The sequence below is a fragment of the Methylobacterium sp. SyP6R genome (assembly GCF_019216885.1).
Lineage (GTDB): Bacteria > Pseudomonadota > Alphaproteobacteria > Rhizobiales > Beijerinckiaceae > Methylobacterium.
In genome coordinates this window covers 456,097-471,057 of record NZ_JAAQRC020000001.1, presented here as the reverse complement: position 1 = coordinate 471,057, position 14,961 = coordinate 456,097, and the positions used below count along the sequence as shown (strand labels likewise).

Annotated in this window: 11 protein-coding genes; 2 read left to right on the top strand and 9 right to left on the bottom strand. The window is 70.4% G+C overall.

All coding sequences use genetic code 11. The features are described 5' to 3' along the window. Window positions 1-99: 99 nt before the first annotated feature. The 6 genes from HBB12_RS02185 to ruvC form a co-directional block, all read right to left on the bottom strand. Window positions 100-966, bottom strand: coding sequence for an HpcH/HpaI aldolase/citrate lyase family protein (locus HBB12_RS02185; protein WP_236987858.1), 867 nt, complete (start codon window positions 964-966; stop codon window positions 100-102). Between the two features lie 4 nt (window positions 967-970). Continuing rightward, window positions 971-1,465, bottom strand: a complete 495-nt coding sequence (locus HBB12_RS02180) for a MaoC family dehydratase (protein WP_236987857.1) — start codon at window positions 1,463-1,465, stop codon at window positions 971-973. Next, window positions 1,462-3,408 (bottom strand): acetyl/propionyl/methylcrotonyl-CoA carboxylase subunit alpha, encoded by a 1,947-nt coding sequence (locus HBB12_RS02175; RefSeq protein WP_236987856.1) that lies wholly within the window; start codon window positions 3,406-3,408, stop codon window positions 1,462-1,464. Before HBB12_RS02175 ends, HBB12_RS02180 begins: the two co-directional genes overlap by 4 nt. 18 nt (window positions 3,409-3,426) lie before the next feature. Next, window positions 3,427-5,034: a carboxyl transferase domain-containing protein gene (locus HBB12_RS02170; protein ID WP_236987855.1), complete on the bottom strand. Its 1,608-nt coding sequence runs from the start codon at window positions 5,032-5,034 to the stop codon at window positions 3,427-3,429. Window positions 5,035-5,254: 220 nt separating this feature from the next. Continuing rightward, window positions 5,255-6,427 carry an isovaleryl-CoA dehydrogenase gene (locus HBB12_RS02165; RefSeq protein ID WP_236987854.1) on the bottom strand — a complete coding sequence of 391 codons (1,173 nt, stop codon included), beginning with the start codon at window positions 6,425-6,427 and terminating at the stop codon, window positions 5,255-5,257. A gap of 379 nt (window positions 6,428-6,806) precedes the next feature. Beyond that, on the bottom strand, window positions 6,807-7,364 hold the full coding sequence (gene ruvC / locus HBB12_RS02160; protein WP_236987853.1) for a crossover junction endodeoxyribonuclease RuvC: 558 nt from the start codon (window positions 7,362-7,364) through the stop codon (window positions 6,807-6,809). 195 nt (window positions 7,365-7,559) lie between these two features. On the opposite strand from ruvC, the gene HBB12_RS02155 reads away from it, so the two are divergent. Beyond that, complete coding sequence (locus HBB12_RS02155; RefSeq protein ID WP_236987852.1) at window positions 7,560-8,315, top strand: TSUP family transporter; 756 nt, start codon at window positions 7,560-7,562, stop codon at window positions 8,313-8,315. Between the two features lie 87 nt (window positions 8,316-8,402). Here the strand turns inward: HBB12_RS02155 and HBB12_RS02150 are convergent, their stop codons facing one another. After that, window positions 8,403-9,254, bottom strand: a complete 852-nt coding sequence (locus tag HBB12_RS02150) for an urea carboxylase-associated family protein (RefSeq protein ID WP_236987851.1) — start codon at window positions 9,252-9,254, stop codon at window positions 8,403-8,405. Between the two features lie 341 nt (window positions 9,255-9,595). Continuing rightward, entirely contained in the window at window positions 9,596-13,087 is a 3,492-nt protein-coding gene (locus HBB12_RS02145) for an indolepyruvate ferredoxin oxidoreductase family protein (protein WP_236987850.1), read from the bottom strand. 227 nt (window positions 13,088-13,314) lie between these two features. On the opposite strand from HBB12_RS02145, the gene HBB12_RS02140 reads away from it, so the two are divergent. Beyond that, the gene (locus HBB12_RS02140; protein WP_236987849.1) at window positions 13,315-14,346 is read left to right on the top strand and encodes a cysteine synthase A; all 1,032 of its coding nucleotides are present in this window, start codon (window positions 13,315-13,317) and stop codon (window positions 14,344-14,346) included. Window positions 14,347-14,640: 294 nt separating this feature from the next. Here HBB12_RS02140 and HBB12_RS02135 read toward each other — a convergent pair whose 3' ends face one another. Then, entirely contained in the window at window positions 14,641-14,871 is a 231-nt protein-coding gene (locus HBB12_RS02135; protein WP_236987848.1) for a DUF1127 domain-containing protein, read from the bottom strand. Window positions 14,872-14,961: the final 90 nt, after the last annotated feature.

Below are 14,961 nucleotides of genomic sequence, written 5' to 3'. Positions count from 1 at the left end.
AAAGACCTAGAGAGCTTCGCGATTGCAATGCGATCGTGAAGCGCTCTAGACGCCTCTCTCCTTCAGAACGGCGTCGAGCGCGGTGCGGGTCTCCCCGCCTCACCCCACCCGCGCCAGCAGCCGCTCCGCCCGGCGCAGGTGCGGCCGATCGAACATCTCGCCGTCGATCCCGACCACGCCGACCCCCGGCGATTGCGCGAAGGCGGCCACGACCTGGCGGGCCTGGGCGAGGGCGGCCTCGGTCGGCGTGAAGGCCTCGTTGATGACCGAAACTTGCGCCGGATGGATCGCCATCTTGCCGACGAACCCGTCGCGGCGCGCCGCCCGGCACTCGCGCGCCAGGCCGTCGAGGTCGCGAAACTGGGCGTTGATGGTGTCGATGGCGTCCACCTCCGAGGCGGCCGCCGCCATCAGGGTCAGGTTGCGGGCGAGCGCGAACGGGGCGGTCCAGGCACCGTCCTCAGCCCTGTTGGTCTCGGCGCCGATGTCGGCGGAGAGGTCCTCCGCCCCCCAGGTGATGCCGGAGAGCCGCGGGCTCGCTCCCGGCAGGCTCTGGAGCGCGAAGACCGCCCGGGCCGTCTCGGTGGCGATCGGCAGGATGCGGGTGGCGCCGTCCTCCAACCCGTATTCGGCCTCGTGGACCGCCAGACGCGCGCCGAGATGCGCCACGCTCAGGCCCCCCTCGGCCTTCGGCAGCATGATCCCGTCGGGGGCGTGCGGCATCACCGCGGCGAGGTCGTCCTCGGTGAGGCCGGTATCGAGGGCGTTGACCCGGACATAGAGTTTCGGGCGCGTGGCCCGATCCCGCATCCGCGCCAGGAAGCCGGCCGCGACCTCGCGGGCCTTCGGCTTCTCGGCGAGCGCGACGGAATCCTCCAGGTCGAGGATCAGGGCGTCGGCGCCGACCTCCAGGCCCTTCTCCTGCTTGCGGGGGGAATCGCCGGGGACGAACAGCAGCGAGCGCATCGTCTCAAGCCTCCGCCACCGGTCGCTTGCGCATCATCGCCTGGCGGCGGCATTCCGCCACCAGCGTGCCGTCCTGATTGTAGGCGCGGTGGACGAGGTCGACGATGCCGGCGGTCGGGCGCGAGCGCGATTCGCGCTTGGCGACGACCTCCGTCGTCACGCTCACCGTGTCGCCCTCGAAGAGCGGCGCGGGGAAGCGGGTCTCGGTCATGCCGAGATTGCCGATGGTGGTGCCGACCGTGGTGTCGTTGACCGAGATGCCGATCATCAGCCCCAGCGTGAACAGCGAGTTCATCAGGGGTTTGCCCCACTCCGTCTCGGTGGCGCAGAAATGCGCGTCGATGTGGAGCGGTTGCGGATTGAGCGTCATGTTGGAAAAAAGCATGTTGTCCATCTGCGTCACCGTGCGGGTGAGGCGATGGCGGAGCGTGGCGCCGACCTCGAAATCCTCGAAGTACAGCCCGCCGCGCGGGTGGGTCGAAGCCGGAATCGTGCTCACGCGGCGTCCTCCGTGGTCAGGGTGATCAGGCGGGCGCCCTCGGCGACCTGCTGGCCGGCTTGCCCCGCGACCTCGGCGACGATGCCGTCGCTGGGGGCGGTGAGCGCGTGCTCCATCTTCATCGCCTCGACCACCGCGAGGCGCTGGCCGCGCACGACCGTGTCGCCGGGGGCGACCAGCACGGCGACGAGGCGGCCGTGCATCGGCGCCTTGATGGTGCCGCCCTGGTCGATGTGGTCGAGATCGACCGCGAAGGGATCGGGGGGCTGAAGCGCGATCTGGCGGCCCTCGGCCAGCACCAGCACGCCGGGCGGCGCGTCGACCACCGTGACGGCGTCGGGCTCGAGACCGGCTTCGCCATAGTCCACTTTCGGCCCGGAGGGGCCCCAGTGCAGCACGGCTTCGGCCGGCTCGCCTTCGAGCACGAACGGCCACACCTGGCGCCGGGCCTCGCCGAGCTGGAACCCGTCCACCGCGTCCCAGGGCGAGCCGGTGCGCGCAGAACTCTCCCGTGCCACCAGCGCCCGGATCCCGGCCCGGATCGCGGCGTCGCGATGCGGGCTCGGCGCCGTCAGGACACCGAGGTCGCGGTCGATGAAGCCGGTATCGAAGCGGCCCTCGCGAAAATCCGGCGCCTCGGCGAGCGCCTTGAGGAAGGCGACGTTGGTCTTCGGCCCCGCCACCAGGGTGCGGCCGAGCGCCCCCGCCAGCCGGTCCAGGGCCTCGGTACGGGTGGCGCCGTGGGCGATCACCTTGGCGATCATGGGATCGTAGAACGGCGTCACCCGGTCGCCCGCCCGCACGCCGGTATCGACCCGGATCCCCTCCCCTTCCGGAAGCTGGAGCGCCCGCAAGGGGCCGGTCGAGGGCAGGAAGCCGTGATCCGGATCCTCGGCATAGAGCCGCGCCTCGACGGCGTGGCCGTGGATCGCGAGACCCGCCTGATCGACCGGCAAAGTCTCGCCGGAGGCCACGCGGAACTGCCACGCGACGAGGTCGTGGCCGGTGATCGCCTCGGTCACCGGATGCTCGACCTGGAGCCGGGTGTTCATCTCCATGAACCAGAAGCCGTCGGGTCGCAGGCCCTCGCGGCCGTCGGCGATGAACTCGACCGTGCCGGCGCCGACATAGCCGACCGCCTTCGCCGCCTCGACGGCGGCCCGGCCCATCGCCGCACGGACCTCCTCGGGCATGCCGGGGGCGGGCGCCTCCTCGATCACCTTCTGGTGCCGGCGCTGGAGCGAACAATCGCGCTCGAACAGGTGGACGGCGTTGCCGTGGCCATCGCAAAACACCTGGATCTCGACGTGGCGCGGCGAGAGGATGTATTTCTCGACCAGCACCCGCGGATCGCCGAAGGCTCCTCTCGCCTCGCGCTGCGCGGATGCCAGCGCGTCGGCGAAGTCCGCCGGCCCCTCGACCCGCCGCATGCCCTTGCCGCCGCCGCCGGCCACCGCCTTGATGAGGACGGGGTAACCGATGGCCGCCGCTTCCGCGGCGAGGAAATCCGGGTCCTGGCGGGCGCCGTGATAGCCCGGCACCACCGGCACGCCGGCCTCGGCGACGAGGGCCTTCGCCGCATCCTTGAGGCCCATGGCGCGGATGGCGGAAGCGGGCGGGCCGACGAAGACGATGCCGGCTTCCGCGCAAGCATCGGCGAAGTCCGGCCGCTCCGACAGGAAGCCGTAGCCCGGATGGATGCACGCGGCGCCGCTCGCCCGTGCCGCCTCCAGGATGCGGTCGATGCGCAGGTACGAGTCGGGCGCGGGCGCCGGGCCGATGCAACGGGCTTCGTCGGCGAGCGCGACGTGGAGGGCGTCGCGGTCGGCCTCCGAGTAGACTGCGATGGTGCGCATGCCGAGGCGTTTGGCGGTGCGGATCACCCGGCAGGCGATCTCGCCGCGATTGGCGACGAGGACGGAAGTGAGACGGCGTATGGTCATGACTGTCCTCTGGCGTCCTCACATCCGGAACAGGCCGAACCGGGTCTCCGGCACCGGCGCGTTGAGGCAGGCCGAGAGCGACAGGCCGAGCACCCGGCGCGTTTCCTCCGGCAGGATGATGCCGTCGTCCCACAGCCGCGCCGTGGCGTAGTAGGGCGAGCCCTCCTCCTCGAACCCGGCGCGGATCGGGGCCTTGAACGCCTCCTCCTCCTCCGGGCTCCAGGCGCCGCCACCGGCCTCGATGTTGTCGCGCCGCACGGTGGCGAGCACGCTCGCCGCCTGCTCGGCGCCCATCACCGAGATGCGCGAATTCGGCCAGGCGAACAGGAAGCGCGGCGAATAGGCCCGGCCGCACATGCCGTAATTGCCGGCGCCGTAGGAGCCGCCGACGATCACCGTGAGCTTCGGCACCGCCGCGGTGGCGACCGCCGTGACGAGCTTCGCGCCGTTCTTGGCGATGCCCCCGGCCTCGACCTCGCGCCCGACCATGAAACCGGAGATGTTCTGGAGGAAGATCAGCGGGATCCGGCGCTGGCAGCACAATTCGATGAAGTGCGCGCCCTTCAGCGCGCTCTCCGAGTACAGGATGCCGTTATTGGCGAGGATCCCGACCGGCATGCCGTGGAGCCGGGCAAAGCCGGTGACGAGCGTGGTGCCGTAGAGCCGCTTGAACTCGTCGAACTCCGAGCCGTCGACGAGGCGGGCGATCAACTCGCGGGCATCGTACTGCTTGCGCAGGTCCGTGGGCACCAGGGCGTCGAGATCGCCCGCCGCGTAGGCCGGATCGACGGAGGCCGCGATGTCGAGGTCCGGCCGCTTGACGGTGTTGAGGCCCCCGACGATACGGCGCAGGATGGCGAGCGCGTGGGCATCGTCGGTGGCGTAATGGTCGGCGACGCCCGACAGCCGCGCGTGCACGTCGGCGCCGCCGAGGTCTTCGGCGCTCACGACCTCGCCGGTCGCGGCCTTCACGAGCGGCGGACCGCCGAGGAAGATCGTGCCCTGGCGGCGCACGATCACGCTCTCGTCCGACATCGCCGGCACGTAGGCGCCGCCGGCGGTACAGGAGCCCATCACGCAGGCGATCTGCGGGATGCCGGCGGCCGACATCTGCGCCTGGTTGTAGAAGATGCGGCCGAAATGCTCGCGGTCGGGGAACACCTCGGTCTGTTGCGGCAGGTTGGCGCCGCCGGAATCGACGAGGTAGAGGCAGGGCAGCCGGTTCTGGAGCGCGATTTCCTGCGCCCGCAGGTGCTTCTTCACCGTCAGCGGGTAATAGGTGCCGCCCTTGATGGTGGCGTCGTTGCAGACCACCATCACCTCGCGGCCGGCGACCCGGCCGATGCCGGTGATGATCCCGGCGGCGTGGATCTCCTCGCCGTAGAGTCCGTGGGCGGCGAGCCCCCCGACCTCCAGGAAGGGCGAGCCCGGATCGAGCAGGCGCAGGACCCGGTCGCGGGGCAGGAGCTTGCCGCGGGCGACGTGGCGCTCGCGGGCCCGCGCCGGCCCGCCGGCGGCGGCCTTGGCGCGTTGAGCCTTCAAGGTGGCGCGCAGATCGGCCCAGGCGGCACGGTTCTGCTCCGCCGCCCCGGAGGTGAGGTCGGCGCTGGTGGGGATGACCGGCATCGGCTTCAGAACCTCGGAGCCTGTGTGAGCGGCTTGATCTGACGAGAGCTGAACATCATTCGGCGTCTCCACCCTCTCTCCTCATCCTGAGGTGCCCGCGAAGCGGGCCTCGAAGGAGGCCTCCAGAAGACGCGGCGATCTCTGGAGGCCTCCTTCGAGGCCCGCTTCGCGGGCACCTCAGGATGAGGTCGATTACTGGAACAATAGCTCAAACAGGCCTTCAGGCGGACTTGGCGAAGAGCTCGCGGCCGATCAGCATCCGGCGGATCTCGCTGGTGCCGGCGCCGATCTCGTAGAGCTTGGCGTCGCGGAGCAGGCGCCCGGTCGGGTAGTCGTTGATGTAGCCGTTGCCGCCGAGCAGCTGGATCGCGTCGAGGGCGCATTGCGTCGCCCGCTCGGCGGCGTAGAGGATCGCGCCGGCCGCGTCCTCGCGGGTGGTCTCGCCGCGGTCGCAGGCCTGCGCCACCGCGTAGACATAGGCCTTGGCGGCGTTGGTCGAGACGTACATGTCGGCGAGCTTGCCCTGGACCAGTTGGAACTCGCCGATCGCCTGGCCGAACTGCTTGCGCTCGTGGACGTAAGGGACGACCACGTCGAGGCAGGCCTGCATGATGCCGAGCGGCCCCGCCGCCAGCACCGCCCGCTCGTAGTCGAGCCCCGACATCAGCACGTTGACGCCGCGGCCGACCTCTCCGAGCACGTTCTCTTCCGGAATCTCGCACTCCTCGAAGACCAGCTCGCAGGTATCGGAACCGCGCATGCCGAGCTTGTCGAGCTTCTGGGCGGTCGAAAACCCCTTCATGCCTTTCTCGACCAGGAAGGCGGTGATGCCGCGGGGTCCCGCCGCCGGATCGGTCTTGGCGTAGACCACCAGGGTCTCGGCGATGGGGCCGTTGGTGATCCACATCTTGGAGCCGGTCAGGACGTAACGGTCGCCCCGCTTCTCGGCGCGGGTCTTCATCGACACCACGTCCGAGCCGGCGCCTGGCTCCGACATCGCGAGCGCGCCCACATGCTCGCCGGAGATGAGCTTCGGCAGGTATTTCCGCTTCTGCGCGTCCGAGCCGTTGCGGGTGATCTGGTTGACGCACAGGTTCGAGTGCGCGCCGTACGACAGGCCGACCGAGGCCGAGGCCCGCGACACCTCCTCCATCGCCACGCAATGGGCGAGGTAGCCGAGGCCGAGCCCTCCGTACTCCTCCTCGACCGTGATGCCGTGGAGGCCGAGCGCCCCCATCTCAGGCCACAGGTCGCGCGGGAAGGTGTTGGTGCGGTCGATCTCCTCGGCCCGTGGCGCGATCCTGTCCTGCGCGAACCCGCGCACGCTGTCGCGGATCGCCTCGGCAGTCTCGCCCAGGCCGAAATTGAATGCTCGCGCGGCGTTCGGGATCATCGGCGCCCTCCCAGATTTTCCCCATTCATACGAACGATCGTTTTTTAAGACAAGCGGGGAGAGAGCCGAGGGCGCGGTGCCGAGCGGACATTCCGGCACGGCGGCCGGGTGACGGCGCCGTGTCGGTCGAGCGATCCGAGCGCGGACTCGACCTCTCCGCCTCACAGGGTCACCCCGGGGCTCGCCGCAGGCGGGAGCCCGGGATCCAGAAACTCAGGTGCGTGGAGGATCGAGCGGAACGCCATTCGCCTTTTCCCGAACGATCCGCGGTTCGGGATTCCGGTTTCCGCATCGCGAAGCGATCCATCGGAAAGCGTATGACGCGGAGGGTTTCAGTCGTTTGATCGCCTCTGGTCCACTGCTCTTGCCGGCCTTCCCCTCACCCCCGCGCCACCGCCCGGGCGATCCGCGCCGCCCCCGGCCCGGCCGCGGCGGCATGGGCGGCCGTGCGCATCCGCGCCGCCCGGTGGCTCGCATGGGTGATGGCGATGGCGAGCGCGTCCGCCGCATCCGCGGTGTCGGCGGTGGCCTTCGGCAGGAGGAAGCGCACCATGGCGCCGACCTGGTCCTTCTCGGCATGGCCGGCGCCGACCACGGTCTTCTTCACCAGGTTGGCGGCGTATTCGGCCACCGGCAGGCCGGCAAGCGCCGGCACCAGCAGCGCCACGGCGCGGGCGTGGCCGAGCTTCAGGGTCGCCTGCGCGTCCTTGTTGACGAAGGTCTCCTCCACCGCCGCCTCGTCGGGCAACAGCGTCGCGACCACCTTGGTCAGGCCCTCGTGCAGGGTGCGCAGGCGGGTGGCGAGGTCGTCATCGCCGTTCGACGTCACGGTGCCGCTCGCCACGAAGGCGAGGCGGGTGCCCGTGACGGTGATCAGGCCCCAGCCGGTGCGGCGCAGGCCCGGATCGATGCCGAGGATGCGGATCGGTTCGCTCATCGCCGCTCGAAGTTCCTTGTCAACCGGTGCAGGCGGCGCCCGCATCATGCCGAAAAACCGCCCCGGCGCGAAGAGCGTCGGATCTTAGCCGGGAAACGGCTGCGCCGCCACCACGGGACGTTCCGTGAACACGCCCGGACCACTCATGCGGCGAGACCCTTGACGAATCGTAGCCGTGGCGCGCGTGGTGACGTCATGTCGCTCGATCTCGCCACCCTGCTGCCGCTCGACGCCCGGGCCGCCGCCCTGTTCCTCGCCGCCCTCGTCGGCGGGCTGGTGCGCGGCTTCACCGGCTTCGGCTTCGCGATGGTGTTCGTGCCGGTCGCCGCGGCCGCCGTCGGCCCGGCGGCGGCGGTGGGGCTGATCTGGGTGGTCGATGCGCCGTTCTCGTTGTGGTTCGGCGCCCGTTCCGCCCCGCGGGCGGTCTGGCGCGAGGTGGTGCCGCTCCTCATCGGCTCCACCCTCCTGCTGCCGCTCGGCGTCCAGCTCCTCACCCATCTCGATCCGACCCTGACCCGCTGGATCACCGCCGGCGCCATCCTGCTGGCGCTCGCCGCCCTGGTCTCGGGATGGCGCTACAAGGGCGATCCCTCGCTGCCGCTCTCGCTCGCGACGGGGGGCGCCTCGGGGCTGGCGAGCGGATTCGCCGCGCTCGGGGGCATGCCGCTCGCCGTCTTCTGGCTCGCCAGCCAGCGCGCCTCGGCGCGCCAGGTGCGCGACAACCTGATGGCCTATTTCGGCCTCTCGACCCTGGTCTCGGGGGTGGTGTTCACGGCGACCGGGGTGCTCACCGGCCCCCGCTTCGCGGAAGCCGTGCCGCTGCTCCTGCCCTACGGGTTCGGCCTCTGGATCGGATCGCACGGCTTTGCCCGCGCCTCCGACCGGATGTTCAGGGTGGTGGCCTATGCGGTGATCCTGGTGGCGGTCTGCCTGGCGCTCCCGGTGCACTAAGCAAAGTTGCACGGGGCACCTCTGCTTGGCTTTGCCTTCTTGCATCATCTTTGTCGCCGAACCGGCGACCACTTCGGCGAATGATGCTCAGGCCTTGTCCCACCAGCCCTTTTCCGCGTGCAGCCCGTGCTGGCCGCGATACGACGCCACGGCCGGGCTCTGCCACCCCTCGGTCAGTTCCGGGTCCAGCCGGTAGACCTCGACGGCGAGCGGCCGGCAGACGTCGATCGGGTCGCGGGCGTCGGGCCCCCAGAGCGGCACCGAGAGATCGCCGCCCGGGCAGGTCGAGAGCGCGCAGAGCAAATCGATCTCGGCGAAGAACTCCAGATAGTCGCCGGCTTTCGCCGGGCAGTCGCGCATGAAGTACAGGTCGTCGTAGTTGAGGCCGGTGACCTGGAACACGTTGAGTACGTCGTGCACGTCGAATTCGGTCAGGCCGAACGGCATCACCGCGCGGACCAGGTTCGAGTGGCAGTGGAAGTGGAAGTCCTGGCCGGTCAGCAGCTTGTTGATATAGGGGTCGCAGCGGGTTCCCAAGAGATCGTGGATCCGGCCGCCATACTCGTCGGTGCCGTAATGGCTCAAGCTGTCGGCCGTGATGGTGACGAGCGGGCGCAGGAACGGCAGGGTCGACCACAGCCGGTCGAAGGTCGTGACATGGGCGCCCTGGAGCTGGCGGGTCCGCGCCGCCCAGAGCCGCTCGCGCGGATCGTGCCGGTTCCAGATGTTGAGGTCGCCGACCTGCGGCCCCTCCGGCGCGACGATGCGAAAGACATGGCCCGCCGGCACGCTCCAGGCCCGGCCGAAGCGGATCGGGATGGTGAAGCCGTCGACCAGGGTGCGCCCGCCGGTCTCGGCGGCGATCCGCTCGTAGAACGGCCGGTCGACCGACAGGGCCGAGCCCTCGCTGACCTGATAGGCGGCGGGAAAGTCCTTCATGCCGGGGGCTCCGGGTGGGGTGGGATGCGCCGGGAGTGGCAGACGCGGAGGAGAGGGGCAAATACCGAGCCAGGGCGGGCGCGAGTCCCGCGTTTCCCGCCCGGCGCGAAGCTGTCCGGGGAAAAGAAGAGGCGCGGGCTTCCCCTCTCCCCGCGGGCGGGGAGAGGGCCGTGTCTCTGTCCAAGAGACACGGCAAGCGGAGGCGAAAGCCGGAGCGAGGGTGAGGGGGTCTCGACGAGTGAGGCTCCTCCGGAAACACCCCCTCACCCTCGCCCTCCGGGCTCCCCGAGCCCCTTCGGAGCTCGGGCCTCTCCCCGCCCGCGGGGAGAGGAGGAAGGCGCCTACTCCGCCGCCGTCGCGAGCGGGGCGTCCTTGTTGCGGAACCGTGCCAGCAGCGCCGCCTCCTCCTCCCGTACCGCCGCGAGGTTCTTCGCCTTCACCGGCCCGTAGCCGCGGATGCGCTGGGGCAGGCCGGCGAGGCCCACTGCCGTGGCGTGGTTGGCCGGCGTCAGGTCGCGGGCGATCTCGGCCATCCGCACCTCGAAATCCTGCACCAGCCGCCGCTCCTCGCGCCGCTCCTGCGTGTAGCCGAACGGATCGAAGGCGGTGCCGCGCAAGGCCTTCATCCGGGCCAGCACCCCGAACGCCTTCATCATCCACGGCCCGAAGGTCATCTTGCGCGGCCGGCCGGTGGCGGGGTCGCGGCGGGCCAGCAGCGGCGGGGCGAGGTGGAACTCGTAGCGAAGGGTCTCGCCCTCGAAGGTGCGCTGAACTTGCGCCTGGAAGCTGCCGTCGGTGTAGAGCCGCGCGACCTCGTATTCGTCCTTGTAGGCCATGAGCCGGAACAGCGAGCGCGCGGCGGCCTCGGCGAGCGCCGACTGGCCCGGCACGATCGCGGCTTCGCGAGCCCGCACGGCCGCCACGGCCTTTCCGTAACGGTCGGCATAAGCCGAATCCTGGTAGGCGGTGAGGAAGGCGACGCGCCTGGCGATGACGCCGTCGAGATCCGGCGCCTGCTCCGGGGCGGGGGCCTCGACCGCCCGCATCGTCTCGGGTCGAGCCGCCGCGCGCCGCCCCCAGGCGAAGGCGGCGAGGTTCATCGCCACCGCCTCGCGGTTGAGCTCGATCGCCTTCAGGAGTGCGTCCCGCGACAGCGGCACCCGCCCGCGCTGCCAGGCGTAGCCCAACATGAACATGTTGGCGGCGAGCGCATTGCCGAGCATCGAGACCGCGAGGCTCGTCGCATCGGTGAAATCGGCGGCGTCGGCGCCTGCGGCCTCGCGGATCGCCCGCTTGATCCGCTCGGCCGGCAGGGAGAAATCGGGCCGGCGGGTGAACTCGCCCGGCATCACCTCGGCGGTGTTGACGACGAGGTGGGTGCGGCCCTTCGCAATCGCCGACAGCACCTTGCGGTTGCCGCTGACCACGAGGTCGCAGCCGAGCACGAGATCGGCCGCGCCCGCCCCGACCCGGATGGCGTGGATGTCCTCCTGGCGGTTCGCCAGCCGCACGTGGCTGAACACCGCCCCGCCCTTCTGGGCGAGGCCGGCCATGTCGATCATGCCGAGGCCCTTGCCCTCGAGATGCGCCGCCATGCCGAGGATCGCCCCGATCGTCACCACGCCGGTGCCGCCGACGCCGGTGACGATCAGGTTGTAGGTGCCGGCGATCTCCGGAATCGCGGGCTCGGGGAGACCCGCATCCGGCGCCGCGTCGGTCGTCACCGGGACACCGGGCGGCCGGCTGCGGGGCTTCGCCCCATGCACCGTCACGAAGGACGGGCAGAAGCCCTTCACGCAGGAAAAGTCCTTGTTGCAGCCGGACTGGTCGATGCGGCGCTTGCGGCCGAACTCGGTCTCGACCGGCTGCACCGCGACGCAGTTCGACTGCACCGAGCAATCGCCGCAGCCTTCGCAGACGAGTTCGTTGATGATCACCCGCTTGTCGGGATCGGGATAGGCGTTGCGCTTGCGCCGGCGGCGTTTCTCGGAGGCGCAGGTCTGGTCGTAGATCATCACCGAGACGCCCGGCACCCCGGCCAGTTCCCGCTGGACCGCGTCCAGCTCGTCGCGGTGGTGGATCGTCAGCCCGTGCGGCCAGCTCACCGTCGAGGGGTATTTGTCCGGCTCGTCGGTGACGAGCGCGATGCGCTCGACGCCCTCCGCCCGCACCTGCGCGGCGATGCGGTCGACGGTGAGCCCGCCCTCGTGCGGCTGGCCGCCGGTCATCGCCACCGCGTCGTTGAACAGGATCTTGTAGGTGATGGTGGTGCCGGTATCGACGGCCCATCGCAGGGCCAGCGAGCCCGAATGGTTGTAGGTGCCGTCGCCGAGATTCTGGAAGACGTGGCCGCGCTTGGAGAAGGCGTTCTCGCCGATCCAGTTCGCGCCCTCGCCGCCCATCTGGGTGAAGCCGTCGGTGCTGCGGTCCATCCACTGCGCCATGTAGTGGCAGCCGATGCCGGCATAGGCCCGCATGCCCTCGGGCACCTTGGTCGAGGAATTGTGCGGGCAGCCGGCGCAGAAATGCGGGATGCGCGCCGCGATGTCGGCGGTCGCCGCCAGCCGCTCCTGCGCGCCCTTGAGGCGGGCGACGCGGGCCGCGAGGTCGTCGTTGCGGTGGTAGCGCAGCAGCCGCTCACCGAGCGCCACCGCGATGTCGTTGGGATCGAGGGCGCCCTTGACGGGGAAGAGCGAATTTCCGTCCTCGTCGCGCTTGCCGATGCAGACCGGCTGGTGGCGCGACCCGTAGAGCTCCTCGCGCAGCTGCACCTCGATCAAGGATCGCTTCTCCTCGACCACCATCACGAGGTCGAGGCCGTCGGCGAACTCCGCCAGTTCGCGCCGCGACAGCGGCCACGGGCAGGCGACCTTGTAGAGCCGCACCCCCATGTCGTTGGCCTTGACCTCGTCGAGGCCGAGGTCGTCCATCGCCTGGCGCACGTCGAGATACGACTTCCCGACCGTGATGATGCCGATCTTCGGCTGGCGGCCCCCTGAGAGCACGATCCGGTTGAGGTTGTTGGCCCGCACGAAGGCCAGCATCGCGTCGCGCTTGAAGTCCTGGAGGCGGGCCTCCTGCTCCAGGATGCCGTCCGGCGTGCGGATGTTGAGCCCGCCCGGCGGCATCAGGAAGTCGTCGGGCAGGTGAATCTTCACCCGGTCGAGGCGCGCATCCACGCTCGCGGTCGATTCGATGTTCTCCTTCACGCACTTGAAGGCGACCCAGGTGCCGCAATAGCGGCTCATCGCGTAGCCGTAGAGGCCGTAATCCAGGATCTCCTGCACGCCGGCCGGGTTCAGGATCGGGCTCATCACGTCGACGAAGTGGAACTCCGACTGGTGCGCGACGGTGGAGGATTCCGCCGTGTGGTCGTCGCCCATCAGCGCCAGCACGCCGCCGTGGCGCGCGGTGCCGGCCATGTTGGCATGGCGGAACACGTCGCCGGAGCGGTCGACGCCCGGGCCCTTGCCGTACCAGAGGCCGAACACGCCGTCGTAGCGGCCTTCGCCCCGCATCTCGGCCTGCTGCGCCCCCCAGATGGCGGTGGCGGCCAGTTCCTCGTTGAGGCCGGGCTGGAACACGATGTTGGCCCGATCGAGCACTGTCTTGGCCCGCACCAGGTTCTGGTCGAGCCCGCCGATCGGCGAGCCGCGATAGCCCGACACGAAACCCGCGGTGTTGAGCCCCGCCGCCCGGTCGCGGGCCTGCTGCATCAGCAGCATCCGGATGACGGCTTGCGTGCCGGTGACGAAGACCTGATCGCGGGAGAGATCGTACTTGTCGTCGAGGCTGACCGGCCGAAGGGACGGGGTGGTCGCGGGCGAACCCATCGCGTGTTCCTCTCCTCCTCGCGCGGTGCGGGCCGGTTTCACCGGCCTCTCGGGACCACGCCGATTAAGTCAGGAAGGCTGACATTTGCGGCCAGCCCCGTCAACGCGGCTCGGACGACACGGCTTGGAGGTATTCCAGGCAGGCGCTCCTTGCCGCCCACTCGCATTCACGGCATCACCGCCACCCCCGCGGGCGCAAGGCCCGCCAGCCCCGGATGACCTTCGCGATGATCCGCTCCGACATCCTCGCCGCGATTGGCGGCACGCCGCTGATCCGCCTCAAGCGCGCCTCGGAGGAGACCGGCTGCACCATCCTGGGCAAGGCCGAGTTCCTGAATCCGGGCCAGTCGGTCAAGGACCGCGCCGCCCTGTCCATGGTCGAGGCGGCCGAACGCGCCGGCAGCTTGCGGCCGGGCGGCACCATCGTCGAGGGCACGGCGGGCAATACCGGCATCGGCCTCGCGCTCGTCGGCGCGGCGCGCGGCTATCGCACGGTGATCGTGATCCCGGAGACCCAGTCGGCGGAGAAGAAGCAGGCGTTGCGTCTCGCCGGGGCCGACCTCGTCGAGGTGCCGGCGGTGCCGTTCGCCAACCCCAACAACTACGTGAAGGTGGCAGGCCGCCTCGCCGAGCGCCTCGCCGCGACCGAGCCCGGCGGCGCCTTCTTCGCCGACCAGTTCGACAACCTCGCCAACCGCGAGGCGCACATCGCCACGACGGGGCCCGAGATCTGGGAGGCGACGGACGGCAAGGTCGACGGCTTCATCTGCGCGGCCGGCACCGGCGGCACGCTTGCCGGCACCGCGGCGGCGTTGCGCGCCCGCCATCCCGGGGTGACGATCGGGCTCGCCGATCCCGACGGCTCGGCGCTGCACCCGTACTACGCCACCGGCGAGCTCAAGGCCTCGGGCACCTCGATCACCGAGGGCATCGGCCAGGGCCGCATCACCGGCAACCTCGAGGGTTTTCGGCCCGACATCTCCTTCGGCATCCCCGACGCGGAAGCACTGCCGCTGGTCTTCGGCCTGCTGGAGGAGGAGGGCCTGTGCCTCGGCGGCTCGTCGGGGATCAACGTGGCAGGCGCGATCCGGCTCGCCCGCCATCTCGGCCCGGGCCACACCATCGTGACGATCCTGTGCGATTACGGCACCCGCTACGCCTCGAAGCTGTTCGATCCCGATTTCCTGCGCGCCCGCGACCTGCCGGTGCCGCACTGGCTGGCGCACCCGCGGGCGATCGATCCGGGGTTGGTGGCGTAAGGGGGCGTGAGGGGGTTCGGCTGAGGCGTTGTGCGGGCCGCGCGGCGCCTGAGCGAAGCCGCTTTCCGCATCGCGAAGCGATCAATCGGAAAGCGTAGGAGACGCCTCCGGAAACACCCCCTCACCCTCGCGGCGAACCTGCGGTTCGCTGCCGGGCTCCCTGAGCCCCTCCGGAGCTCAGGCCTCTCCCCGCAACGAAGTCGGGCTTGCCCGACTTCGTCCGTCGCTTGCAGATCCCGGGCAAGCCCGGGATCTGTCGGGGAGAGGGGAATGCCCGCGCCTCACACGGCGACCTCACTCGATCCAGAACGGCTTCCCCGCCTCGCGCGCCGCATCGGCCCGCGACAGGCCGACATCCTTCAGCAGTTCGTCGGGGCAGGCGAGCAGCGCGCGGCGCTCGTGCCAGCGGTCGGCCCACAATTCGAGCCGCTGGAGCAGCGAGACGGCGGAGCGCCGGCGCGGCGCACCGACACGGATGGTGGGAACGAGGCGCAGGTTTCCTCGGCCAGCGACGAGGGTCGTCATGGCTCTCTCCAAGTCGGACGGGGTGTTGCTGATGGAGGGAGATTGCCTTTTCGGAGCCCGCCGATCAAACCAGATCGACTCGTCCGTCGC